The organism is Streptomyces sp. NPDC021115, from assembly GCF_044333065.1.
Taxonomy (GTDB): domain Bacteria; phylum Actinomycetota; class Actinomycetes; order Streptomycetales; family Streptomycetaceae; genus Streptomyces.
Window position 1 is genome coordinate 216,078 of the sequence record NZ_JBIRQF010000007.1, and the last position, 23,327, is coordinate 239,404.

A 23,327-nucleotide genomic window follows, 5' to 3' on the forward strand; every position below is an offset into this window, starting at 1 on the left:
GCTAGACCGCGTCCATTCTGCCGGACTGGGCCGGGACGACGGGCAGCGGATACGGCGGGGGAGTACCCCCGAATTCCGGACAGCGCGCCTGGTGGTCGCACCAGCCGCACAGCTTGGTACGGCGCGGCAGGAAGTCCCCCGTCTCCGTCGCCAGCCGGATCGCCTCCCACAGGGCCAGCACCTTGCGCTCCACCCCGAGCAGATCCCGCTCCTCCGGGTCGTACGTCAGCACATCGCCACTGCCCAGATAGACCAGCTGGAGCCGCCGCGGCACCCTGCCGCGCAGCCGCCACAGCACCAGCGCGTAGAACTTCATCTGGAACAGCGCCTCGCCCGAATACTGCGGCGCGGGCGCCTTCCCCGTCTTGTAGTCGACGATCCGCACGTCCCCGGCCGGCGCGACGTCCACCCGGTCGATGATCCCGCGCAGCGTCAGCCCCGACTCCAGCGCCGTCTCCACGAACAGCTCCCGCTCGGCCGGCTCCAGACGCGTCGGGTCCTCCAGCGAGAACCACCCCTCCACCAGCCGCTCGGCCTCCAGCAGCCACTCGGCCAGCCGCTCAGGGGACTCCTCGCCGTCCTCCTGGCGGAACAGCTCCGCCAGCTCCGGCTTGGCCGCCACCAGCCGCTCCCACTCGCCCGGCACCATCGCCCTGGCCCGCCGCGCGGTGCGCTCGGCGGCGGGCGCGTCGAAGAGCCGCTCCAGCACCGCGTGCACCACCGTGCCCCGGGTCGCGGCGGCGCTCGGCTTCTCCGGCAGTTTGTCGATCACCCGGAAGCGGTACAGCAAGGGGCATCGCATGAAGTCCGCCGCACGCGACGGCGACAGCGACGCGGAGGTGCCGGACTGCGGTGCCCCGTCCGCCCGTTCGGGCTGCCCTGAGGTGATTCCCATGGCGAAGACCCTACGACCCGCCACCGACAGCCGGACGCATACCATCGACGTCCGAGCCCCTCGCACTGCATGATCGTGGGGACCGTATCAAAACAGGACGCGACCGACGCGTCCGACGAGGGGACACCGTGGACAACAGCGGGCAGCGGCAGTCCGGCGACGGGGGAGCGGACCGCACGACCGAGCCCGAGGCGGACAAGCCGCGCCGCCCACCCGAGGCCGGCGGCGGCATCCTCATGGGGCGCCCCTTCGGCGTACCCGTCTACGTCTCGCCCAGCTGGTTCCTGGTGGCCGCCCTCATCACCTGGGTCTTCGGCGGCCAGCTGGAGCGGATCCTGCCGGAGCTGGGCGCCGCCCGCTATCTGGTGTCGCTCTTCTTCGCGGTCGCCTTCTACGCCTCCGTCCTGGTGCACGAGCTGGCGCACACCGTGGCCGCACTGCGCTTCAAGCTGCCCGTGCGCCGCATCCAGCTCCAGTTCTTCGGCGGCGTCTCGGAGATCGAGAAGGAGTCCGAGACCCCCGGCCGGGAATTCGTCCTCGCCTTCGTCGGCCCGCTGCTCTCCCTGATCCTCTCCGGGGTCTTCTACCTCGGCATGCTCGTCGTGGACCCCGACTCCGTACCCGGGGTGCTGCTCGCCGGGCTGATGATCTCCAACCTCATCGTGGCCGCCTTCAACCTGCTGCCCGGCCTCCCGCTGGACGGCGGACGGATGCTGCGCGCCGTCGTCTGGAAGATCAGCGGCAAGCCCATGGCGGGCACCGTCGCCGCCGCCTGGACCGGCCGGGCGCTCGCCGTCGCCGTCCTGGTCGGGCTGCCCCTGCTCACCCAGGCCGGCGGCCTCGGCGGCGAACCCAAGGACTTCGGCAGCGTCGACTCGCTCACCGACGCGCTGCTCGCCGCCATACTCGCCGCGATCATCTGGACCGGCGCCGGAAACAGCCTGCGCATGGCCCGGCTGCGGGAGCGCCTGCCGGACCTGCGCGCCCGCAACCTCACCCGGCGCGCCGTGCCCGTCGCGGCCGACACCCCGCTGTCCGAGGCGCTGCGCCGGGCCAACGAGGCGGGAGCCCGCGCCCTGGTCGTGGTGGACGGCCACGGCGCGCCGACCGCCGTCGTACGGGAGGCGGCCATCGTCGGCGTCCCCGAGCACCGGCGCCCCTGGGTCGCGGTCAGCGGCCTCGCCCAGGACCTCAAGGACGGCATGCGGGTCTCCGCCGAGCTGACCGGCGAGGAGCTGCTGGACACCCTGCGCGCCACCCCCGCGACCGAATACCTGGTGGTCGAGGAGACGGGCGAGATCTACGGCGTGCTCTCCACGGCGGACGTCGAGCGCGCCTTCGTCAACGCCATGGCCCGAACCCCCACCGCATGAGCCGACGCCCGCGGGCCCCCGAGGCCCGCCGTCCCGGGCAGGCTCCCGGTCCCGGTAGGCTGTTCACATGTCCGAACCGACCGGTGCCGCCCGCCGTCGCGGGCCCTTCCAGGTCGGGGACCAGGTCCAGCTCACCGACCCCAAGGGACGCCACTACACGTTCACGCTCGAAGCCGGGAAGAATTTCCACACCCACAAGGGTTCCTTCCCCCATGACGAGCTGATCGGCGCCCCCGAGGGGACTGTCGTGCGCACCACGGGAAACGTCGCGTACCTCGCGCTGCGCCCCCTGCTCCCCGACTATGTCCTGTCCATGCCACGCGGTGCCGCCGTGGTCTACCCCAAGGACGCGGGGCAGATCCTGGCGATGGCCGACATCTTCCCCGGCGCACGCGTCGTCGAGGCGGGCGTCGGCTCCGGCTCGCTCTCCACCTTCCTGCTGCGGGCCATCGGCGACCAGGGCATGCTGCACTCCTACGAGCGCCGGGCCGACTTCGCCGACATCGCCTCCCAGAACGTCGAGCGCTACTTCGGCGCCCCCCACCCCGCCTGGCGGCTGACCGTCGGCGACCTCCAGGACAACCTGTCCGACACCGACGTCGACCGCGTCATCCTCGACATGCTCGCCCCCTGGGAATGCCTGGAAGCGGTCTCCAAGGCGCTCGTGCCCGGCGGCATCCTGTGCGCCTACGTCGCCACCACCACCCAGCTCGCCCGCACCGTGGAGTCCATCCGCGAGCACGGCACCTTCAACGAGCCGTCGGCCTGGGAGACCATGGTCCGCACCTGGCACGTCGAGGGCCTGGCGGTACGCCCCGACCACCGGATGATCGGCCACACCGGCTTCCTGCTCACGGCCCGCCGCCTCGCCGACGGCGTCGAGCCCCCGCTGCGCCGCCGCCGCCCCGCCAAGGGCGCGTACGGCGACGACTACCCCGGCTACGGCAGCGGCAAGGACACCGGCAAGGACACCGGCGCCGCCACCGGCTAGCCCCGGCACCCCCACCGGACCGTCAACGACTCGGCGCGGCCACCGACTTCCCCCGTGCGGGGCGGTGGCCGCGCCGGTGTGAGATGTGGCACGATGCGGAGCACCCCCTCCGCCGCAGCCACCCTCAGTCATCTCATGGAGTCGTCCCGCGTGCAGTCTCTGGGCCCGGATCTCGCGCACACCCACCCCCGTCCGGTGCACTGGATCGCGACCGCGGCCGCAGTAGCCGCCGTCGTCGCGGGCGCGTCGGCCTTCCAGCCCGCCGACGCCAAGGCGGGACCGGCTCCCACCACCCTCTCCGCCCACCGCACCGGCGGCCTCCAGGCGACACAGGCGCCCGACCCGCGCACCGCGCACTACCCGATGGACTGCGGCCGGGCCGAGCCCGGCGTGGTGGACCGCGCCTCCGCCGACCTGGACGGCGACGGGCGGCCGGAAACCGTCGCCGTCGTACGCTGCCGCACCGCGGCCGGCAACCCGCCCAGCGGCGTCTACGTGCTCGCGCAGCCGGCCCGCGAGGGTGCGGCCCCCCGGATCGTGGCGACATTCGTCGACCCGAAGGAGGGGATGAGTGTCACGGATTTCGCGGTGCGCGGAACGATGGTTTCGGCCACTTTGCTGGGCTACTCCACCACCAAGGTCCCGCGGTGCTGCCCGGACCTCCAGCGCAAGGTCAACTGGCAGTGGAAGGACGGCGAGTTCGTACTGAAGGCGCTGCCCGTCCCGGGGAGTGTCTGACCGGTCACCCAGCGCTCCGGGCGTGCCCCGGCGCGCGGACCCTACTCGGCGTCCGGGCCGTACACCTCGACCTTGTCCGCGGCGCGGCGCACATGGATGCAGTCGCCCGGGCACTCCTTGGCCGAGTCCACGACCTCTGTGAGCAGCGGCAGCGGCACCTTGGTCGTCGCGCCCTTGTCCTGGAGAAGCTCGTCGTCGGCGCTCTTGACGTAGGCTAGACCGTCGATGTCGAGTTCGAAGACCTCGGGCGCGTACTGGGCACAGATCCCATCCCCCGTGCACAGGTCCTGGTCAATCCAGACTTCAAGATCGCCGAGCTCCTCGTTCCGCACGGTGCTTCGCCTGCCGTTCCCTCGATACGCGATTCAACATTGACTAAATATCGCCAGCCCTGGCGGGTGTTGACCGGGTCGACGATACAACCGCTCGCTTTCCGATGTTGTTGGGTGGGTATTCACCTGGCGTGAGGGAGTGCGCAAGGGTGAAGATCGGACACACGCCGACCGGGTTTGTGATCTAGGGGTTTCAACCCGCACCGGCCCAGGTAGGGTCAGGAAGCGTCCAGCTCCCCTTGGAGGAGGTGAGGACCGTGGCAGCCCACGACGACGACATCAACCGCGGCATCCGGCCGGGGCGGGGGTCTGACGACCCCGCCGGCCAGGTTGCCTATCTCGAGCAGGAAATCGCCGTCCTGCGCCGCAAGCTCGCCGACTCTCCGCGTCACACGAGGATTCTCGAAGAGCGGATCGTCGAGCTGCAGACCAATCTGGCGGGAGTCTCCGCCCAGAACGAGCGGCTCGCGAACACCCTCCGTGAGGCCCGCGACCAGATCGTGGCCCTCAAGGAGGAGGTCGACCGGCTCGCCCAGCCGCCGGCCGGTTTCGGTGCCTTTCTGCAGGCGAACGAGGACGGCACAGCCGACATCTTCACCGGAGGCCGTAAACTCCGCGTGAATGTCAGCCCAAGCGTCGAGCTCGATGACCTCCAGAAGGGCCAGGAGGTCATGCTCAACGAGGCGCTCAACGTGGTCGAGGCCATGGAGTTCGAGCGCGCCGGGGACATCGTCACCCTCAAGGAGGTCCTTGAGGACGGTGAGCGGGCCCTGGTGATCGGGCACACCGACGAGGAGCGCGTGGTGCGGCTCGCCGAGCCGCTGCTCGCCACCACCATCCGCCCCGGTGACGCCCTGCTGCTGGAGCCCCGCTCCGGCTACGTCTACGAGGTCGTGCCCAAGAGCGAGGTCGAGGAGCTCGTCCTCGAAGAGGTCCCCGACATCGACTACACCAAGATCGGCGGCCTGGGAAACCAGATCGAGCTGATCCGGGACGCGGTCGAGCTTCCGTACCTCTACCCCGACCTGTTCAAGGAGCACGAACTGCGGCCGCCCAAGGGCGTGCTGCTGTACGGCCCGCCCGGCTGCGGCAAGACGCTGATCGCGAAGGCCGTCGCCAACTCCCTTGCCAAGAAGGTCGCCGAAGTCACCGGCAAGCCCGCGGGGAAGAGCTTCTTCCTCAACATCAAGGGCCCCGAGCTGCTGAACAAGTACGTCGGTGAGACCGAGCGGCACATCCGGCTGGTCTTCCAGCGGGCCCGGGAGAAGGCCAGCGAGGGCACACCGGTCATCGTCTTCTTCGACGAGATGGACTCCCTGTTCCGCACCCGCGGCTCCGGAGTCAGCTCGGACGTGGAGAACACCATCGTCCCGCAGCTGCTCTCCGAGATCGACGGTGTCGAGGGCCTGGAGAACGTCATCGTCATCGGCGCCTCGAACCGCGAGGACATGATCGACCCGGCCATCCTGCGCCCCGGCCGCCTCGACGTGAAGATCAAGATCGAGCGTCCGGACGCGGAGGCCGCCAAGGACATCTTCTCGAAGTACCTGACCGCCAGCCTGCCGGTCCACACGGACGACCTCGCCGAGCACAGCGGCTCCGCGAAGGCGGCCGTCGCCGGCATGATCCAGTCGGTCGTCGAGCAGATGTACGCGGAATCCGAGGAGAACCGCTTCCTGGAGGTCACCTACGCCAATGGTGACAAGGAAGTCCTCTACTTCAAGGACTTCAATTCCGGCGCCATGATCCAGAACATTGTGGACCGGGCCAAGAAGATGGCCATCAAGGCATTCCTCGACCACAACCAGAAGGGCCTTCGGGTCTCCCATCTGCTCGCCGCCTGCGTGGACGAGTTCAAGGAGAACGAGGACCTGCCCAACACCACGAACCCGGACGACTGGGCCCGCATCTCCGGTAAGAAGGGCGAGCGGATCGTCTTCATCCGCACCCTCGTCACCGGAAAGCAGGGCGCGGACACGGGACGCTCCATCGACACGGTGGCGAACACCGGTCAGTACCTGTAACACCGCTGTCCGGCTGCGGATGTCCTGGACGGGGCATCCGCAGCCGGATGCGCTTTTCGGACGGCATTCATCGTATGAGTCCTACGAGCCCCACCGGAGCAATGACTGTCATGATCTCCGCAGCACCGCACAGCCGTTTTAGGCTCATCGGTACCGCAGTGATCCCGCGGCACGGCGGCTCGGGGGCCGGTTCCGGTACGGGACCGGAAGCGGAGCGGTACTTGAGCGCGGGCCCCGGCCTGGGGCCGCGCCGGGCAAGGAGGGCCGCATGACCGTACGGCGCGTAATGGGCATCGAGACGGAGTACGGGATCTCCGTCCCGGGGCACCCGAACGCCAATGCCATGCTCACCTCATCCCAGGTCGTCAACGCCTACGCGGCGGCGATGCACCGGGCGCGCCGCGCCCGCTGGGACTTCGAGGAGGAGAACCCGCTCCGGGACGCCCGCGGCTTCGACCTCGCGCGCGAGTCCGCGGACGCCAGCCAGCTCACGGACGAGGACATCGGCCTGGCCAATGTCATTCTCACCAACGGAGCGCGGCTCTACGTCGACCACGCCCACCCCGAGTACTCCGCCCCCGAGGTCACCAACCCGCGGGACGCGGTCCTCTGGGACAAGGCGGGCGAGCGCATCATGGCCGAGGCCGCGATGCGCGCCGCCGAGCTGCCCGGCGCCCAGCCCATCCACCTGTACAAGAACAACACCGACAACAAGGGCGCGTCCTACGGCACGCACGAGAACTACCTGATGAAGCGGGAGACCCCGTTCTCGGACATCGTGCGCCATCTGACGCCGTTCTTCGTCTCCCGCCAGGTCGTCACCGGCGCCGGGCGCGTCGGCATCGGCCAGGACGGGCACGAGCACGGCTTCCAGATCAGCCAGCGGGCCGACTACTTCGAAGTCGAGGTGGGTCTGGAGACCACCCTCAAGCGGCCCATCATCAACACGCGCGACGAGCCGCACGCCGACGCCGAGAAGTACCGCCGGCTCCATGTGATCATCGGCGACGCCAACCTCTCCGAGCTGTCGACCTACCTCAAGCTCGGCACCACCTCGCTGGTGCTGTCGATGATCGAGGACGGCTTCATCGCCGTCGACCTGGCCGTCGACCAGCCCGTCCGCACGCTGCACCAGGTCTCCCACGACCCGACGCTCCAGCGTCTGGTCACGCTGCGCAGCGGCCGCACGCTGACCGCCGTACAGCTCCAGATGGAGTACTTCGAGCTGGCCCGCAAGTACGTCGAGGACCGCTTCGGAGCGGACGCCGACGAGCAGACCCGGGACGTGCTGACCCGCTGGGAGGACGTACTCAACCGGCTGGAGCGCGATCCGATGTCCCTGTCCGGCGAGCTGGACTGGGTGGCCAAGCGCGAGCTGCTGGAGGGCTACCGCAGGCGCGACAGCCTGGAGTGGGACGCCGCACGGCTCCATCTGGTGGACCTCCAGTACGCCGACGTACGCCCGGAGAAGGGCCTGTACAACCGGCTGGCGGCCCGCGGCAAGATGAAGCGGCTGCTGGACGACTCCGATGTGGCCCGGGCCCAGAACAAGCCCCCGGAGGACACCCGAGCCTACTTCCGCGGCCGCTGCCTGGAGCAGTACGCGGACGACGTGGCCGCGGCCTCCTGGGACTCGGTGATCTTCGACCTCCCGGGTCGTGACTCTCTGCAACGGGTCCCCACGCTGGAGCCCCTCCGGGGCACCCGCAACCACGTCAAGGAGCTCCTGGACCGCTGCCGCACGGCCGAGGACCTGGTCCGGGTGCTGTCCGGAGGCTGAAAGGGGCTCCGACCGGGAATCATCGTGGTGGCCTCCGCGCGTTGTAGCGAGTGGGAGGCCGATGTCGGACCCTGCTTGTAGGGTCTGATCTTGAGACCGATCGAATCAGCGGGCGAACCGAGCGGGGTGAGGGACATGGCGACCAAGGACACCGGCGGCGGTCAGCAGAAGGCGTCGCGCACGACCGAGGAGGTCGAGGAGCAGGCGCAGGACGCGCAGGCCGCGGAGGATCTCAAGGAGCGGCAGGAAAAGCTCTCGGACGACGTTGATTCCGTTCTCGACGAAATCGATGATGTGCTCGAAGAGAACGCCGAGGATTTCGTGAGGTCCTTCGTTCAGAAGGGTGGCGAGTGATTTTGCCTTCGATTGCAAGGTGAGATCGCGGGGTCGCTCGAAGTGAACGAAGAGGCGGAAGCGAGGCGCTGTTCGCGTTGCAAGCAGGCCCTGCCGCGGACTGCCTTCGCAAGCAACAAATCCATGCCCGATGGTCTCCAGGCGTACTGCCGGGAGTGCTCCGCCGAGTACTACCGGCAACGCCAGGAGGCCAAGGGCAAGAGGGTCCGGGAGAAGGTTCCGGTCCCGCCGGGACACAAGCGGTGTCCGCAGTGCGAAGAGGTAAAGCCGCACTCCGAGTGGGAGCGCAACAAGTCCTCGTCGGACGGCTGGGCGAGCTATTGCCGTGAGTGCAGGGCGGAGCGGAACCGAGTCAGCTATTTCAAGCGCAAGTACGGCCTCACGCCGACGGAGTTGGACGTGCTGGTGGTCGAGCAGCAAGGCGTCTGCTGCATATGCCTTGCCGCCCCGGCCGCACATGTGGATCACGACCACGGGACGGGTAGGGTCCGTGGCGTACTCTGCTTCAGCTGCAATGCGGCATTGGGGCAGTTCAAGGACCGAGCGGATGCCATACGGCGTGCCGCCGCATATCTGGAAGGAAACGTGTGGAAGCCAACACTCGTAGCACCGGGCGTCTACCAGCTGCCTTCCTGACACCCGGCTCCTCGTCGTTCATGGACTTCCTCGGTGCCCATCAGCCCGGGCTGCTTCCGGGGAGCCGCCCGCTTCCCCCGGTGCAGGGCGCCGTCGAGGCACCGCATGGCACGACGATCGTGGCGGCGACGTTCGCCGGCGGGGTGGCGCTCGCCGGTGACCGCCGCGCGACCATGGGGAACGTCATCGCGCAGCGCGACATCGAGAAGGTCTTCCCGGCGGACGAGTACTCGGCCGTCGGCATCGCGGGCACGGCCGGTATCGCCGTGGAGATGGTCAAGCTCTTCCAGCTGGAGCTGGAGCACTTCGAGAAGGTCGAGGGCACCGTCCTCTCGCTGGAGGGCAAGGCCAACCGGCTGTCGACCATGATCCGCGGCAATCTCGGCATGGCGATGCAGGGCCTGGCCGTCGTCCCGCTCTTCGCGGGGTATGACGTCGACCGCGACAAGGGCCGCATCTTCTCCTACGACGTGACCGGCGGGCGTTCGGAGGAGCGCGGCTTCGCGACCATCGGCTCCGGCTCGACGTTCGCCCGTGGTGCGCTCAAGAAGCTCTACCGCGAGGACCTGACGGAGGAGCAGGCCGCCACCACCGTGATCCAGGCGCTGTACGACGCCGCGGACGACGACTCGGCGACCGGCGGCCCCGATCTGGCCCGGCGCATCTATCCCATCGTCACGGTCATCACCGAGGACGGCTTCAAGAGGTTCACCGAGGCAGAGGTGGCCGACATCGTCCGCGCCGTCCACGAGCGGCGGCTCGAAGAGCCGGACGGCCCGCGCGCCGCCCTGCTCTGAGGGGACGATTGACCCGGAATGCATTCGCCAATGACAGAGAGGGACGGATAACCGGTGACGACGCCGTTCTATGTATCGCCCCAGCAGGCCATGGCCGACCGCGCGGAATACGCCCGCAAGGGCATCGCGCGCGGCCGCAGCGTGGTCGTGCTCCAGTATTCCGACGGCATCCTCTTTGTCGCCGAGAATCCGTCCCGTGCGCTGCACAAGGTCAGCGAGATCTATGACCGGATCGCCTTCGCGGCGGTCGGCAAGTACAACGAATTCGAGAATCTGCGCATCGGCGGCGTCCGCTATGCCGATCTGCGCGGCTATACCTATGATCGCGACGATGTCACGGCCCGTGGCCTCGCCAATGTCTACGCACAGACGCTGGGCACGATCTTCTCCAGCGCCGCCGAGAAGCCGTACGAGGTCGAGCTGATCGTCGCGGAGGTCGGCGAGGGTCCGGCCGACGACCAGATCTACCGGCTGCCGCACGACGGTTCCATCGTGGACGAGCACGGCTCGGTCGCCGTCGGTGGCAACGCCGACCAGATCAGCAGCTATCTCGACCAGCGTCACCGGGACGGTATGACGCTGGCCGAGGCCCTCAAGCTGGCTGTCGACTCGCTCGCCCGGGACAACAACGGCGGGGAGCGCAGCCTCACCGCCGAGCAGCTTGAGGTCGCGGTCCTGGACCGCAAGCGGCCTCAGGCGCGGAAGTTCAAGCGGGTCCTGGGCCGTCAGCTGGCCCGTCTCCTGGAGGGTGCCGGAGCCGCGGCGGAGTCGGACGCGGAGTCCGGCGAGGCCACGGAGTCCGGCGAGTCCGGAGAGTCCTCGGAGGGCGAGGAGTAGAGCACACCGTCCCGCCGTGGTGGGCCCCCGCCGGGGCTCACCACGGGGTCGGCGGGGGCGGGGCGCTGGAGTCCCGTACGACCAGTTCCACGGGCAGTGTCGTGTCCCCGGCCGGTTCTCCGTCGAGGGCCGCCATCAGCGCCCGCATGCCCTCCGCTCCGACCGCCTGTGCGGGCAGCGTCACGGTGGTCAGTTCCGGCTCGACCGCCGTGGCCAGCGCCAAGTCGTCGACGCCGGTGATCGACACGTCCTCGGGCACCCGCAGGCCCAGTCGGCGGGCGGCCTTGCAGGCGCCCGCGGCGAGGATGTCGTCGTCGCACATCAGCGCCGTGGGCCGGGGCCCCGGCGCGCCAAGCGCCCGTAGCGCAGCCCGCCGCCCCTCCTCGACGCTCAGCGCCGCGTGTTCGGTGTGCAGCGCGGTGCCGGGCACCGCGTGCACGGCCGCGGCCAGGGCCCGGGCGCGCACCCGGAACGTCCAGGAGTCCACGGCGGCCGCCAGATGGACGATCCGGCGGTGCCCGAGGCCCAGCAGATGCTCCGCGGCCTGCCGCATGCCGTCGCCGATGTCCAGGTTGACGGTGGAGGCGGCGGCCGGGTCGTCGGGGTCGCTGTCGAGCATCACCAGCGGCAGTCCGCCCCCGCGCACCGCGTCCAGCGCTTCGGCGGCCATCGAGGAGGCGATCACGCCGTCCAGCGAGGCCCGCGCCGAGTCGAAGGGGTCCCGGGCCGGGCCGACGCCCTCGGGGGACGGGTAGAGCACCACGCCGAAGCCGTGGTCGGCGGCGACCCGGGCGGCGCCGGTGTAGACGTGCGCGAAGAACTCGTTGGTCAGGGCCGGGACGACGAGCAGCACGGTCCGGGTGCGGCCCATCCGCAGGCTGCGCGCCGCCAGGTTCGGCCGGTAGCCCAGCTCGCGTGCGGCGGCCCGTACGACGTCCGCCGTGCGCTCCGACACCCGTCCGCGCCACTTGTCGCCGAGCACGAGGGAGACGGTCGCCTGGGACACCCCGGCGTGTCGTGCCACGTCCCGGCTGGTGATCCGTGCCGCGGCCGTGGAGGGCCCGGTCCCGTGTGCCACATCGCCTCCGCTCCGTCTGCCGCCGCATCCGCCGTGTCCGCGGTGTGCGCGCATCCGCCGTGTCCGCCCGCGGGTGGACCCGGGGCAGGGCGCCATGATACGTATGACGTCGCTTCGTTATACGTAAAACTTGATCGCATGACCCACAAGGGCACGACCCACGAGGAGGGGCAGCCATGGCGGCTGGTTACGGGGAACTGCTGCGCACCCGCCACGCGGCACGGCTGCTCACCGGCACGCTGATCGGCCGCCTCCCGAACGCCACCGCCCCGCTCGCCGTGGTGCTCTTCACCCGCTCCGAGGACGGGAGCTATGCGCTCGCCGGGGCGCTCTCGGCCGTCTACGGGGTGGCCAACGCCGTCGGGCAGCCGCTGCTGGGCCGGGCGGTGGACCGCTGGGGCCAGCCGCGGGTGATGTTCCCGGCCGTCGTGGTCTCCGCGCTCGGGATGGCGCTGTTCGCCCTCGTGGGCCTCGATCCGCTGCCGGTGGCGTACGCCGCGATGCTGGTCGCGGGCCTGTTCACGCCCCCGCTGGAGGGCGGGCTGCGGGCGCTGTGGCCGGACGTCCTGCGCCGCTCGGACCAGGTGCACGCGGCGTACGCGCTGGACGCCGTGGCCCAGGAGGTGATGTTCGCCGTCGGCCCGCTGCTGGTCACCCTCCTGGTCGCCGGGTGGTCCGAGGCGGCCGCGCTGCTGGTGGTCAACGCGGCGGGGGTCCTGGGCGCGCTGTCCGTGGTGGTGTCCCCGCCGTCCCGGCGGTGGCGCTCCGCGCCGCGCGAGGCGCACTGGCTGGGCGCGCTGCGCTCGTCCGGGATGCTGGTGCTGATGGGGTCGTTCTTCTTCGTCGGGATCGCCCTGGGCGCGATCGCGGTGGCCGCCGTCGCGTACGCGGACGAGCACGGGGGCGGCATGGTCTCCAGCTATCTGCTGTCCGCGCTGGGTGTGGGCGCGCTGGTGGGCGGCGTGGTCTACGGCGCCCGTCCGTGGGCGGGGGCGCCCGAGCGGCGGCTGCGGGTGCTGGTGGCCGCGCTGGCGCTCGGCTATCTGCCGCTCGTGCTGGTGCCGGGCGTTCCGGTGATGACGGTGCTGGCGGGGGTGGCGGGGGTGTTCTTGGCTCCGGCGCTCGCGTGTGCCTTCGTCGTCATCGACCGGCACGCCCCGGCGGGGACGGTCACGGAGGCGTTCTCGTGGCTCGTGACGACCTTCGTGGTGGGCAGCTCGGTCGGTTCGGCCGCGGCGGGGCCGGCCGTGGAGCTGGGCGGGGTGGCCCTGGGATTCGCCGTCCCGGGGGCCGCCGGAGCGGCCGCGCTGGCGGTCCTGCTGGGTGCCCGGAGGTACCTGACGGAGCCCCCGCGGCGAACGCCGGATGGCCCTCGTCCGGAAAATGATCGCAGCCATGCCGCCGAACCCGGTTTCAGAGCAGGCCATCAGGCGTAATGTTCAGGCATGGACCGCCGCATTTTCGGGCTGGAGAACGAGTACGGCGTCACGTGCACATTCAGGGGACAGCGCCGGTTGTCTCCTGACGAAGTGGCGCGGTACCTCTTCCGCCGTGTCGTCTCGTGGGGCCGTAGCAGCAATGTCTTCCTGCGCAACGGCGCCCGCCTCTATCTCGACGTGGGATCGCACCCGGAATACGCCACACCCGAGTGCGACAACGTGACCGAGCTGGTCACCCACGACAAGTCCGGCGAGCGCATTCTCGAAGGTCTGCTCGTCGACGCCGAGCGCCGCCTGCACGAGGAGGGAATCGCGGGCGACGTCTATCTCTTCAAGAACAACACGGACTCCGCGGGCAACTCCTACGGGTGCCACGAGAACTATCTGGTGGCCCGGCACGGGGAGTTCTCCCGGCTCGCCGACATTCTCATCCCGTTCCTGGTGACGCGGCAGCTGTTGTGCGGGGCGGGCAAGGTGCTCCAGACCCCGCGCGGCGCGGTGTACTGCGTCAGCCAGCGCGCCGAGCACATCTGGGAGGGCGTCAGTTCGGCGACGACCCGCTCCCGGCCGATCATCAACACCCGCGACGAGCCGCACGCCGACGCCGAGCGCTACCGGCGGCTGCACGTCATCGTGGGCGACTCCAACATGTCCGAGACCACGATGCTGCTCAAGGTCGGCGCCACCGACCTGGTGCTCCGCATGATCGAGGCGGGCACGGTGATGCGCGATCTGACCCTGGAGAACCCGATCCGGGCGATCCGCGAGGTCAGCCACGACATCACCGGGCAGCGCAAGGTGCGGCTGGCCAGCGGGCGCGAGGCGTCCGCCCTGGAGGTGCAGCAGGAGTACTACGAGAAGGCCGTCGACTTCTGCGAGCGCCGGGGCATCCGCACCGGCACCGTGGAGCGGGTGCTGGAGCTGTGGGGCCGCACCCTGGAGGCGATCCGTACCGAGGAGCTGGACCGGATCGGCACCGAGATCGACTGGGTGATGAAATACCAGCTCATCGAGCGGTACCGGGCGAAGAACAACATCACCATGTCTCATCCGCGGATCGCCCAGATGGACCTCGCCTACCACGACATCCACCGCCGCCGCGGGCTGTACTACCTGCTGGAGAAGCGGGGGCAGGCGGCCCGGGTGTGCAACGATCTGAAGATCTTCGAGGGCAAGTCGGTGCCCCCGCAGACCACCCGCGCCCGGTTGCGCGGTGACTTCATCCGGCGGGCTCAGGAGCAGCGCCGCGACTTCACCGTGGACTGGGTGCATCTCAAGCTCAATGACCAGGCGCAGCGGACGGTGCTGTGCAAGGACCCGTTCCGTTCGGTCGACGACCGGGTGGAGAAACTCATCGCCGGTATGTAGGCGGCTGGCTGAGTCGGCGTATGGCCTGAGTCGGCGTACGGCTTATGTATGACGCGGGCCCCGTGCGTTTCTCGGACGGGGCCCGCGTCACGCCGTAAAGTGGCGCGCATTGGCCATCGCAAGATCTACCTAACGAGGACTCCGTGCGCCGACGCTCCGTACTCCTTGCCGTGCCCGCGGGCCTGCTCACGCTCGCGGGCTGCGGTGACGACAAGTCAGGATCCGACAAGGCCAAGCCGTCCCAGGAGCCGACCGGGCCCTCACCGGCGCCCACCGGGAAGATCGTGAGCGGACCGGTTCCGGAGATCACGGGAGGCGAGAAGTTCGGTGAGAAGCCGAAGGTCGCCAAGGGTAGCGGGAAGCCGTCCTCCGATCTTGCGGTCAAGACGGTGATCAAGGGGGACGGGCCGAAGACGGTCAAGGGCGACTATGTGCAGGTGCACTACCTCGCCCAGATCTGGAACACCGGCAAGGTCGTGGACAACACCTACGACAAGAAGCAGACGGCCGCCTTCCCGGTCGGCAAGGGCCAGGTGCTGCCGGGCTGGGACCAGGGGCTGGTGGGCCGCAACGTCGGCAGCAGGCTGGAGCTGGCCGTTCCACCGGCGTACGCGTACGGCAAGCAGGGACAGCCGCAGGCGGGCATCAAGGGCACGGACACCCTGGTGTTCGTCATCGACCTCAAGGGCGCCTTCAACGCCAAGAGCTCCGCCAAGGGCAAGAAGGTGGCGCAGAGCAACTTCGACCTGCCCAAGGTGTCGGACAACACCGACGGCAAGGCCCCCACGATCACCGTCCCCAAGAAGGACGCGCCGAAGAAGCTCGTCTCCGAGTACGTCATCGAGGGCGACGGCGCCGAGGTCACGGCGAAGGACTCGCTGCTGGTGCAGTACAAGGGCGTGCTGTGGGACGGCGGCAAGGAGTTCGACTCCACGTACAAGCGCGGTGAGCTCGCCCAGTTCTCCCTCCAGCAGGTCGTCAAGGGCTGGTCGCAGGGGCTCACGGGCAAGAAGGCCGGCAGCCGGGTGCTGATCGTCGTACCCCCGGACCTGGGCTACGGGAAGAAGGCCCAGAAGGGCATCCCGGCCAACTCCACCCTGGTCTTCACCGTCGACATCCTGGCCGTTCTGTAGTCGGTCGTTCTGTAGGGTGTGCGGGTTGCCCACAACGTAACGAGGAGCAATTTCGTGAGCATCGACAAGCCCGAGGTCGACTTCCCGGGCGGCGAGCCGCCGGCGGACCTGGAGATCAAGGACATCTGGGAGGGCGACGGGCCCGCCGCCAAGGCCGGCGACAACATCGCCGTCCACTACGTCGGCGTGGCCTTCTCCACCGGTGAGGAGTTCGACGCGAGCTACAACCGCGGCACCCCGCTGCGCATCCAGCTCGGTGTCGGCCAGGTCATCTCCGGCTGGGACCAGGGCCTCCAGGGCATGAAGGTCGGCGGTCGCCGTCAGCTGATCATCCCGCCGCACCTGGCCTACGGCGACCGTGGCGCCGGTGGCGGCCGGATCAAGCCGGGCGAGTCGCTGATCTTCGTGTGCGACCTGGTCTCCGTCTGAGACCTCACGTACGGCATACGCTGGGGTCCCCGCCCGTGGGCGGGGGCCCTCGGCTTTTGCGGTGCGTGCCCGGAGCGGTACGGTCACGGTCGTAAGGTCAAGAAGAAAGGGCGTCGATGGCGATTGCCAAGGCCGAGCGGCTGATGAATCTGGCGCTGTGCCTGCTGGGAACCCGGCGTCCGCTGACCAAACGGGAGTTGCGGGGCTCCATAGAGGCGTATCTGGAGGGGGCCGCCGGCTCCACCGCCGCGGGTGACGAGGCGTTCAACCGCATGTTCGAGCGCGACAAAGACGATCTGCGCGAACTCGGCCTGGTCATCGAGACGGTGGAGGGCCTGGACGGCGAAGTCGGCTATCTCGCCCGCCGGGACAGCAACCGCCTTCCCCCGATCACCCTGGACGCCGAGGAGGCCGCCGCCCTGGGCCTGGCCGCCAACGTCTGGCAGCAGGCCCGGCTCGCGGGCGCGGCGAGCGGCGCGCTCCAGAAGCTGCGCGCCGCCGGGATGCCGGTCGCCGAGGACCCGTACGACACCCAGCCGCAGAGCGCGCTCCAGCCGCACATCCCGGTCCACGAGGCCGCGTTCGAGCCGCTGATGCTCGCCTGCCGCGACCGCCGCCCGGTCGTCTTCGACTACCGCAAGTCCAACGCCGCCCACCCCGAGCAGCGCCAGGTCGAGCCCTGGACGCTGGAGTGCTGGCGCGGCCACTGGTATCTCGCCGGATGGGACCGCGGGCGGTCCGCCGAGCGCGTCTTCCGGCTCTCCCGGATCACCGGCCGGGTGCGGCTGCGCTCCGGCGCGTACACCGCCGAGGTGCCCGACCACTCCACCGTGCGGGAGACGGTCGAGAGCTGGGCGGGGGAGACCGCCACCGGCACCGCCCGGATCAGGGTGCGGGCCGGGCACGGCTATCCGCTGCGGGCGAGGGCGCTGACCACCCGTACCGGGGACGACGGCTGGGACGAGCTGGAGATCCCGTACGGGCACGGGCTGGACGCCTGGCTGGTGGAATTCGGCCCGGACGTGGTCGTACTGGGGCCCGACGAGCTGCGGGCGGATGTCGTGGAGCGGCTGCGCGCCGTGGCCAAGGGCTGAGGGGACGGAAGCGACTTCATCATGGCCGGAAACGCCATTGACCAGACCCGTCGGATGCTGTCCCTGGTGACGTATCTGCGGGAGCGCCCGGGGGCCCGTGTCGCCGAGGTGGCCCGCGCCTTCGGCATCAGCGAGGACGAGCTGATCGCCGACCTCGATGTGCTGCCGCTGTGCGGCACCAGCTTCCGCGGCGGGGACCTGCTGGACATCGACACCGACGGTGAGCGCATCTGGTGGCACAACCCCGACGATGTCGCCGAGCCGCTGCGGCTGGCCGCCGACGAGGCCACCGCGCTGCTCGTCGCCGCCCGTGCCGTCGCCACCCTGCCCGGGCTGCGCGAGAGCGACCGGGAGGCGCTGCTGCGGGCCACCGCCAAGCTGGAGGCCGCGGCGGGCGAGGTGGCGGGCGCCAGCTCCCGGCTGTCGGTCACCTTCGAATCCGAGGGCGGCGTCTTCGCCGACGTCGACCGGGCCATCTCCGAGCGCCGCAGGCTGTGGCTGCGCTACTACTCGCCCGCGCGTGACGAGGTCACCGAGCGCGAGGTCGACCCGATCCGGCTGTTCGCCGTCGGCCACACCTATGTGGAGGCCTGGTGCCGGCTGTCGGAGGCGCGCCGCACCTTCCGGCTCGACCGGGTCGTGGAGATCAAGCTGCTGGACGAGGCGTCCGATCCGCCCCCGATCGAGCTGCGCGACCTCTCCGATCCGTCCACCGGGCTGGTGCAGACCGGCGCCGAGGACCCCGAGGTGGTCGTCGAGACCGGCCCGGGCGGGCGCTGGGTCGCCGAGTACTACCCGCACGACAGCGCGGAGGAGCTGCCCGACGGGGGCCTGCGGATCACGCTGCGCGCCCCGGACCCCGGCAGCCTGCGCCGGCTGGCGCTGCGGCTCGGCAGGGACGGCCGGATCGTCGCGCCGCAGGGGCTCGCGGACAGCGCCCGGGACGCGGCGCGGCAAGCGCTTGCGGCCTATGGCGAGTGAGGGCTTCCGGTGAATGAGGGCGTACGGCGAGTGACGGGCTTGCGGTGAGTGAAGGGACGCACACAGTGACCGCTGGGGGGAATCCCACCTCGGTGATCTTCAAGGCAGCCTGCCCGGAGTGCCGGGGCCGGTTCGAGCTGGCCGCCGGTGCGCTGCGGCTGGCGATCGGGGCCAGTGACCGCACCACCTTCTACTCCTTCACCTGTCCCGACTGCGGCAGCGCGGTGCGCAAGCCCGCGGGGGAGCGGATCGTGGAGCTGCTGACCGGCGGCGGGGTGCGCACCCTGCGGCTGCACTCGACCGTCTGACCTCTGACCGCGCGGTCCGGCGGCCGGGGCGGCCCCGATAGGGTCGCCCCATGCTCTGGCCGATGCTCGCCCTCGCCCTCGCGTTCTGCGGAATCGCCGTCCTCGCCGTGCTTTCGTTGCGGGTCTACACCGAGGTGCGCAGACTGGCCCGGCAGGTGTCGGACAGCTCCGCGCGGATCACCCGGGCCGCCGAGGACCTGGAGCGGGCCACCGGGCCGCTGAGTGCGCAGGTGGGAGCGGTGCACCGGGACGAGGGCGGCACCCGCGGCCACTGACCGGCGGCGCCCTGGCGGCTGATCGGCGGCGCCCTGCTGCATCACAGGGAAGCGGGGTACGCTGGCTGGTCGTGGCCCTGGAGTCGAGGCGGAGGGCCGCAACCAGGCGTCTGCATGGGGATTGCCCCGCATTCACCCCTGCGCGCTACGATCGCTGACAGCACGGCTGCCGGACTCCTGTCCGAACGGTCGGCAGCCCCACCCCAGCCGCCTCGGTGAGAAGGTAGACGAATATGTTCGGAAGGCTCGGCGCTACCGAGATCATCCTCATCCTGATCGTCGTTCTGCTGCTGTTCGGTGCGAAGAAGCTCCCCGACATGGCGCGCTCGCTGGGTAAGTCCGCCCGCATCCTCAAGAGCGAGGCCAAGGCGATGAAGTCGGAGGGCAAGCAGGACCAGGACGCCCCGGCGGACCCGCCGAACCCCGGCCAGGACCAGGCCCACCGCACCATTCAGGCCGCTCCGGGCGATGTCACCAGCTCCCGTCCGGTGGCCGAACCGAGCGACACCACCAAGCGCTGACCCGGGCCCACTTGGCGGCGGCGCCGACGGCCGCCGTTCGACGCACGAGATGAGGACGTGGGTTGCTCAAGTCTGCCCGCAACAAGAAGGAGAAGGACCCTGAGGGGCGGATGCCCCTCGCGGACCACCTGCGCGAGCTGCGCAACCGGCTGATGAGGTCGGTCCTGGCGATCTGCGTGATCACGATCGTCGCGATGTTCTTCTACAAGGACATCGTCGACTTTCTGATGCGGCCGGTGCTGGATTCCGTCGGCTGCCCCGGCGGGGCCCGGCTGTCCCAGCTCACCAACAGCGGCGCCAGCAAGCAGTGCGCGTACTTCACCGTGAACGGTCTGCTGTCGCCGTTCACGATCATGCTGAAGGTCTCCTTCACCACCGGCCTGGTCCTGGCCACGCCGGTCTGGCTCTATCAGCTGTGGGCGTTCCTCGCGCCCGGTCTGCACCGCAACGAGAAGAAGTACGGACTCTTCTTCGTCGGCCTCGGCGTGCCGCTGTTCGTCGGCGGCGCCTTCTTCGCGTACAAGATCCTCCCGACCAGCGCCAAGGTCCTGCTCGACTTCACGCCCGGCGGGGCCAACAACCTGCTCCCGCTGGACGACTTCCTCGATCTGCTCGCCCGCATGATCGTGGTCTTCGGGCTGGCGTTCGAGCTGCCGCTGCTGCTGATCCTGCTGAACTTCACCGGAATCCTCAGTGGACGCCGGATGCTCGGCTGGTGGCGGGCCATGATCATGGGCATCACGGTCTTCGGTGCTGTGGCCACCCCCAGCACCGACCCGATCGGCATGTTCGCCCTGGCCGGGCCGGTCACCGTGCTCTACTTCGGCGCGGTCGGCATCGCCCTCCTCAACGACCGGCGCAAGGCGCGGCGCCGGGCCGCCGACCCCGACTTCGGCCTGAGCGACGACGAGGCGTCGAGCCTGGATCTGACGCCGGAGCCCATCGAGGACAGCGCGCCCGTCGCCGCGGGCGAGCTGCCCGCAGCCGACGACCCGGTGCGGCGCAACGGCTACGACGACGTCACGTAGGCGGGACGGGGCTCCGATCCCCATCCCGCCGTAAAGATCGCGTGCGTTGTCGGAGGTGGCCGGTAGTCTCGTACATACGATGACCGACGAGCTATCTCCCGCCGAGCGCTATGCGGCGGCCCGCATCCGGGCCGCCGAGCAGGCCACCGCGCTGGCCCCCTTCCGCGAGATGTACGCCTTCGCGCTGGATCCGTTCCAGATCGAGGCGTGCCAGGCCCTCGAGGCCGGCAAGGGTGTGCTGGTCGCCGCTCCCACCGGTTCGGGTAAGACCATCGTGGGCGAGTTCGCCGTCCACCTGGCGCTCACCCAGGGCCGCAAGTGCTTCTACACCACGCCCATCAAGGCGCTGTCGAACCAGAAGTACGCCGACCTCGTCAAGCGCTACGGCGCGGACAAGGTCGGCCTGCTCACCGGGGACAACAGCGTCAATTCCGAGGCACCGGTGGTCGTCATGACCACCGAGGTGCTGCGCAACATGCTGTATGCGGGCTCCCAGTCGCTGCTGGGCCTCGGCTATGTGGTGATGGACGAGGTGCACTACCTCTCCGACCGCTTCCGCGGCGCCGTCTGGGAAGAGGTCATCATCCACCTCCCCGAGTCGGTGACGCTCGTGTCGCTGTCCGCCACGGTCTCCAACGCCGAGGAGTTCGGCGACTGGCTGGACACCGTGCGCGGCGACACCGAGGTGATCGTCTCCGAGCACCGCCCGGTGCCGCTGTGGCAGCACGTGCTGGCGGGGCGCCGGATGTACGACCTCTTCGAGGAGAAGAGCGGGAAGGACGGCGACCAGTCCGGCCGCCGCGAGGTCAATCCCGACCTCGTCCGGCTGGCCCGGATGGAGAACAGCCGCCCCGCCTTCGGCCGCGACAAGCGCCGGGGGCGGAACAACATGCGGGAGGCCGACCGGGAGCGCGAGCGCCGCCAGCGCAGCCGCATCTGGACCCCGGGCAGAGCCGAGGTCATCGACCGGCTCGACGCCGAGGGGCTGTTGCCCGCCATCACCTTCATCTTCAGCCGGGCGGGCTGTGAATCGGCCGTCCAGCAGTGCCTGTACGCGGGCCTGCGGCTCAACGACGACGCGGCGCGCGCCCAGGTGCGGGCGATAGTCGAGGAGCGCACCGCGGGCATCCCCGATGAAGACCTCCATGTGCTGGGGTATTTCGAGTGGCTGGAGGGCCTGGAGCGGGGCATCGCGGCCCACCACGCGGGGATGCTGCCCACCTTCAAGGAGGTCGTGGAGGAGCTGTTCGTCCGCGGCCTGGTCAAGGCGGTGTTCGCCACCGAGACCCTGGCGCTCGGCATCAACATGCCCGCCCGTTCGGTGGTGTTGGAGAAGCTCGTCAAGTGGAACGGGGAGCAGCACGCCGACATCACCCCCGGTGAGTACACCCAGTTGACCGGGCGGGCCGGGCGGCGCGGCATCGACGTCGAGGGCCACGCGGTGGTGCTGTGGCAGCGCGCCATGGACCCGGCCGCCCTCGCGGGCCTGGCCGGCACGCGCACGTATCCGCTGCGCTCGTCCTTCAAGCCCTCGTACAACATGGCGGTCAACCTGGTCTCCCAGTTCGGGCGGCATCGCTCGCGGGAGCTGCTGGAGACCTCGTTCGCCCAGTTCCAGGCGGACAAGGCGGTCGTCGGGATCTCCCGTCAGGTGCAGCGCAACGAGGAGGGGCTGGAGGGCTACCGCGCCTCCATGACCTGCCACCTCGGCGACTTCGACGAGTACGCGCGGCTGCGCCGCGACCTGAAGGACCGCGAGACCGAGATCGCCCGGCAGGGCGCGGCGCAGCGCCGGGCGGCCGCCGCGGTGGCGCTGGAGAAGCTCCGTCCGGGCGACGTCATCCACGTGCCCACCGGCAAGTTCGCCGGGCTCGCCCTGGTGCTGGACCCGGGGCTGGCCGCCGGGCGGTCCAACGGCCACCGCGGCTTCGAGCACCACGACGGGCCGCGCCCGCTGGTGCTCACCGCCGAGCGCCAGGTCAAGCGGCTGGCGTCGATCGACTTCCCGGTGCCGGTCGAGCCGCTGGACCGGATGCGGATCCCCAAGTCGTTCAACCCGCGCAGCCCGCAGTCGCGCCGGGACCTGGCCTCCGCGCTGCGCACCAAGGCCGGTCACCACGACGCGCGGCGGCACCGCAAGGAGCGCTCGCGCGCGGCCGACGACACCGAGATCGCGCGGCTGCGCGCCGCCATCCGCGCCCACCCCTGCCACGGCTGCTCCGACCGCGAGGACCACGCCCGCTGGGGCGAGCGCTACCACCGGCTGCTGCGGGACACCCGCCAGCTGGAGCGGCGCATAGAGGGGCGGACGAACACCATCGCCCGCACCTTCGACCGGATCTGCGCGCTGCTGTCCGAGCTGGACTATCTGCGCGGTGACGAGGTCACGGACGTCGGCAGACGGCTGGCCCGGCTCTACGGGGAGCTGGACCTGCTGGCCAGCGAATGCCTGCGGGACGGCGTCTGGGAGGGGCTGAAGCCCGCCGAGCTGGCGGCGTGCGCGTCGGCGCTGGTGTACGAGTCCCGGTCGGCGGACGACGCGCTGCCGCCCAAGCTCCCCACCGGACCCGCCAAGGAGGCGCTGGGCGAGATGGTCCGCATCTGGGGCAGGCTGGACGCCCTGGAGGAGGAGCACAAGATCAACCAGGCGGAGGGGGTTGGCCAGCGCGAACCGGATCTGGGCTTCGCCTGGGCCGCGTACCGCTGGGCGTCCGGCCACGGGTTGGACGAGCTGCTGCGGGAGGTCGACATGCCCGCGGGTGACTTCGTGCGCTGGTGCAAGCAGCTGATCGATGTGCTGGGTCAGATCGCGGCAGCGGCCCCGGACGGCGCGGTCGCGCGCAACGCCCGCAAGGCGGTCGACGGGCTGCTGCGCGGGGTCGTGGCGTACTCCTCCGTCGGCTGAGGCCGGTCCCT

The 23,327-nt window shown here is 70.2% G+C and carries 23 protein-coding genes; 20 read left to right on the forward strand and 3 right to left on the reverse strand.

The window, feature by feature from the left end; translation table 11 throughout:
- Nucleotide 1 precedes the first annotated feature (1 nt).
- Nucleotides 2–895 carry a RecB family exonuclease gene (locus ACH4TL_RS23360; protein ID WP_398317307.1) on the reverse strand — a complete coding sequence of 298 codons (894 nt, stop codon included), beginning with the start codon at nucleotides 893–895 and terminating at the stop codon, nucleotides 2–4.
- A gap of 128 nt (nucleotides 896–1,023) precedes the next feature.
- On the opposite strand from ACH4TL_RS23360, the gene ACH4TL_RS23365 reads away from it, so the two are divergent.
- From ACH4TL_RS23365 to ACH4TL_RS23375, 3 genes are all read left to right on the forward strand, one after another.
- Nucleotides 1,024–2,268 carry a site-2 protease family protein gene (locus ACH4TL_RS23365; RefSeq protein WP_398317310.1) on the forward strand — a complete coding sequence of 415 codons (1,245 nt, stop codon included), beginning with the start codon at nucleotides 1,024–1,026 and terminating at the stop codon, nucleotides 2,266–2,268.
- Between the two features lie 67 nt (nucleotides 2,269–2,335).
- On the forward strand, nucleotides 2,336–3,259 hold the full coding sequence (locus ACH4TL_RS23370; RefSeq protein WP_398317313.1) for a tRNA (adenine-N1)-methyltransferase: 924 nt from the start codon (nucleotides 2,336–2,338) through the stop codon (nucleotides 3,257–3,259).
- A 150-nt stretch (nucleotides 3,260–3,409) separates the two neighbouring features.
- A complete protein-coding gene (locus tag ACH4TL_RS23375; protein ID WP_398317316.1) occupies nucleotides 3,410–3,997 on the forward strand; it encodes a hypothetical protein in 588 nt (195 codons plus the stop codon).
- Nucleotides 3,998–4,038: 41 nt separating this feature from the next.
- On the opposite strand, the gene ACH4TL_RS23380 is transcribed toward ACH4TL_RS23375, so the two are convergent.
- Nucleotides 4,039–4,329, reverse strand: coding sequence for a ferredoxin (locus ACH4TL_RS23380; RefSeq protein WP_055553393.1), 291 nt, complete (start codon nucleotides 4,327–4,329; stop codon nucleotides 4,039–4,041).
- 257 nt (nucleotides 4,330–4,586) lie between these two features.
- Between ACH4TL_RS23380 and arc the strand changes: the two genes are divergently transcribed.
- The 6 genes from arc to prcA all read left to right on the forward strand — a co-directional run bounded on the left by arc (nucleotide 4,587) and on the right by prcA (nucleotide 10,757).
- The gene (gene arc / locus ACH4TL_RS23385; RefSeq protein WP_398317320.1) at nucleotides 4,587–6,353 is read left to right on the forward strand and encodes a proteasome ATPase; all 1,767 of its coding nucleotides are present in this window, start codon (nucleotides 4,587–4,589) and stop codon (nucleotides 6,351–6,353) included.
- Between the two features lie 268 nt (nucleotides 6,354–6,621).
- A complete protein-coding gene (gene dop, locus ACH4TL_RS23390; RefSeq protein WP_398317323.1) occupies nucleotides 6,622–8,133 on the forward strand; it encodes a depupylase/deamidase Dop in 1,512 nt (503 codons plus the stop codon).
- 135 nt (nucleotides 8,134–8,268) lie between these two features.
- Nucleotides 8,269–8,487, forward strand: a complete 219-nt coding sequence (locus tag ACH4TL_RS23395; RefSeq protein WP_055553398.1) for a ubiquitin-like protein Pup — start codon at nucleotides 8,269–8,271, stop codon at nucleotides 8,485–8,487.
- Between the two features lie 123 nt (nucleotides 8,488–8,610).
- Entirely contained in the window at nucleotides 8,611–9,123 is a 513-nt protein-coding gene (locus tag ACH4TL_RS23400) for an endonuclease VII domain-containing protein (RefSeq protein ID WP_398317328.1), read from the forward strand.
- The gene (gene prcB, locus ACH4TL_RS23405) at nucleotides 9,075–9,920 is read left to right on the forward strand and encodes a proteasome subunit beta (protein ID WP_398317331.1); all 846 of its coding nucleotides are present in this window, start codon (nucleotides 9,075–9,077) and stop codon (nucleotides 9,918–9,920) included. The genes ACH4TL_RS23400 and prcB overlap by 49 nt, the downstream gene beginning before the upstream one ends.
- A 54-nt stretch (nucleotides 9,921–9,974) precedes the next feature.
- Entirely contained in the window at nucleotides 9,975–10,757 is a 783-nt protein-coding gene (prcA, locus tag ACH4TL_RS23410; RefSeq protein ID WP_398317334.1) for a proteasome subunit alpha, read from the forward strand.
- A 37-nt stretch (nucleotides 10,758–10,794) separates the two neighbouring features.
- Here prcA and ACH4TL_RS23415 read toward each other — a convergent pair whose 3' ends face one another.
- Complete coding sequence (locus tag ACH4TL_RS23415) at nucleotides 10,795–11,835, reverse strand: LacI family DNA-binding transcriptional regulator (protein WP_398317337.1); 1,041 nt, start codon at nucleotides 11,833–11,835, stop codon at nucleotides 10,795–10,797.
- Nucleotides 11,836–12,011: 176 nt separating this feature from the next.
- On the opposite strand from ACH4TL_RS23415, the gene ACH4TL_RS23420 reads away from it, so the two are divergent.
- The 11 genes from ACH4TL_RS23420 to ACH4TL_RS23470 all read left to right on the forward strand — a co-directional run bounded on the left by ACH4TL_RS23420 (nucleotide 12,012) and on the right by ACH4TL_RS23470 (nucleotide 23,316).
- Nucleotides 12,012–13,271 (forward strand): MFS transporter, encoded by a 1,260-nt coding sequence (locus ACH4TL_RS23420; protein ID WP_398317340.1) that lies wholly within the window; start codon nucleotides 12,012–12,014, stop codon nucleotides 13,269–13,271.
- Nucleotides 13,272–13,280: 9 nt separating this feature from the next.
- Entirely contained in the window at nucleotides 13,281–14,642 is a 1,362-nt protein-coding gene (gene pafA / locus ACH4TL_RS23425; RefSeq protein ID WP_398296237.1) for a Pup--protein ligase, read from the forward strand.
- A gap of 143 nt (nucleotides 14,643–14,785) precedes the next feature.
- A complete protein-coding gene (locus ACH4TL_RS23430; RefSeq protein ID WP_398317343.1) occupies nucleotides 14,786–15,775 on the forward strand; it encodes an FKBP-type peptidyl-prolyl cis-trans isomerase in 990 nt (329 codons plus the stop codon).
- 54 nt (nucleotides 15,776–15,829) lie between these two features.
- A complete protein-coding gene (locus ACH4TL_RS23435; RefSeq protein WP_055553411.1) occupies nucleotides 15,830–16,204 on the forward strand; it encodes an FKBP-type peptidyl-prolyl cis-trans isomerase in 375 nt (124 codons plus the stop codon).
- A 116-nt stretch (nucleotides 16,205–16,320) separates the two neighbouring features.
- Nucleotides 16,321–17,298 (forward strand): helix-turn-helix transcriptional regulator, encoded by a 978-nt coding sequence (locus ACH4TL_RS23440; RefSeq protein WP_398317346.1) that lies wholly within the window; start codon nucleotides 16,321–16,323, stop codon nucleotides 17,296–17,298.
- A 21-nt stretch (nucleotides 17,299–17,319) separates the two neighbouring features.
- Nucleotides 17,320–18,279 (forward strand): YafY family protein, encoded by a 960-nt coding sequence (locus tag ACH4TL_RS23445; RefSeq protein ID WP_179933350.1) that lies wholly within the window; start codon nucleotides 17,320–17,322, stop codon nucleotides 18,277–18,279.
- Between the two features lie 44 nt (nucleotides 18,280–18,323).
- Entirely contained in the window at nucleotides 18,324–18,587 is a 264-nt protein-coding gene (locus ACH4TL_RS23450; protein ID WP_055553417.1) for a hypothetical protein, read from the forward strand.
- A 50-nt stretch (nucleotides 18,588–18,637) separates the two neighbouring features.
- Entirely contained in the window at nucleotides 18,638–18,862 is a 225-nt protein-coding gene (locus tag ACH4TL_RS23455) for a hypothetical protein (RefSeq protein WP_398317350.1), read from the forward strand.
- A gap of 233 nt (nucleotides 18,863–19,095) precedes the next feature.
- Complete coding sequence (tatA, locus tag ACH4TL_RS23460) at nucleotides 19,096–19,383, forward strand: Sec-independent protein translocase subunit TatA (RefSeq protein ID WP_398317353.1); 288 nt, start codon at nucleotides 19,096–19,098, stop codon at nucleotides 19,381–19,383.
- 62 nt (nucleotides 19,384–19,445) lie between these two features.
- On the forward strand, nucleotides 19,446–20,411 hold the full coding sequence (gene tatC, locus ACH4TL_RS23465; RefSeq protein WP_398317356.1) for a twin-arginine translocase subunit TatC: 966 nt from the start codon (nucleotides 19,446–19,448) through the stop codon (nucleotides 20,409–20,411).
- 79 nt (nucleotides 20,412–20,490) lie between these two features.
- The gene (locus ACH4TL_RS23470) at nucleotides 20,491–23,316 is read left to right on the forward strand and encodes a DEAD/DEAH box helicase (protein WP_398317359.1); all 2,826 of its coding nucleotides are present in this window, start codon (nucleotides 20,491–20,493) and stop codon (nucleotides 23,314–23,316) included.
- Nucleotides 23,317–23,327 lie beyond the last annotated feature (11 nt).

Excerpts from the sequence above, each read along its gene's own strand:
- ACH4TL_RS23395 (WP_055553398.1), top strand. The coding sequence starts at position 8,269 with ATGGCGACCAAGGACACCGGCGGCGGTCAGCAGAAGGCGTCGCGCACG.
- ACH4TL_RS23420 (WP_398317340.1), top strand. The coding sequence starts at position 12,012 with ATGGCGGCTGGTTACGGGGAACTGCTGCGCACCCGCCACGCGGCACGG.
- ACH4TL_RS23455 (WP_398317350.1), top strand. The coding sequence starts at position 18,638 with ATGCTCTGGCCGATGCTCGCCCTCGCCCTCGCGTTCTGCGGAATCGCC.
- ACH4TL_RS23400 (WP_398317328.1), top strand. The coding sequence starts at position 8,611 with ATGCCCGATGGTCTCCAGGCGTACTGCCGGGAGTGCTCCGCCGAGTAC.
- ACH4TL_RS23360 (WP_398317307.1), bottom strand. The coding sequence starts at position 895 with ATGGGAATCACCTCAGGGCAGCCCGAACGGGCGGACGGGGCACCGCAG.
- ACH4TL_RS23370 (WP_398317313.1), top strand. The coding sequence starts at position 2,336 with ATGTCCGAACCGACCGGTGCCGCCCGCCGTCGCGGGCCCTTCCAGGTC.
- pafA (WP_398296237.1), top strand. The coding sequence starts at position 13,281 with ATGGACCGCCGCATTTTCGGGCTGGAGAACGAGTACGGCGTCACGTGC.
- ACH4TL_RS23440 (WP_398317346.1), top strand. The coding sequence starts at position 16,321 with ATGGCGATTGCCAAGGCCGAGCGGCTGATGAATCTGGCGCTGTGCCTG.
- dop (WP_398317323.1), top strand. The coding sequence starts at position 6,622 with ATGACCGTACGGCGCGTAATGGGCATCGAGACGGAGTACGGGATCTCC.
- ACH4TL_RS23445 (WP_179933350.1), top strand. The coding sequence starts at position 17,320 with ATGGCCGGAAACGCCATTGACCAGACCCGTCGGATGCTGTCCCTGGTG.
- ACH4TL_RS23470 (WP_398317359.1), top strand. The coding sequence starts at position 20,491 with ATGACCGACGAGCTATCTCCCGCCGAGCGCTATGCGGCGGCCCGCATC.
- tatA (WP_398317353.1), top strand. The coding sequence starts at position 19,096 with ATGTTCGGAAGGCTCGGCGCTACCGAGATCATCCTCATCCTGATCGTC.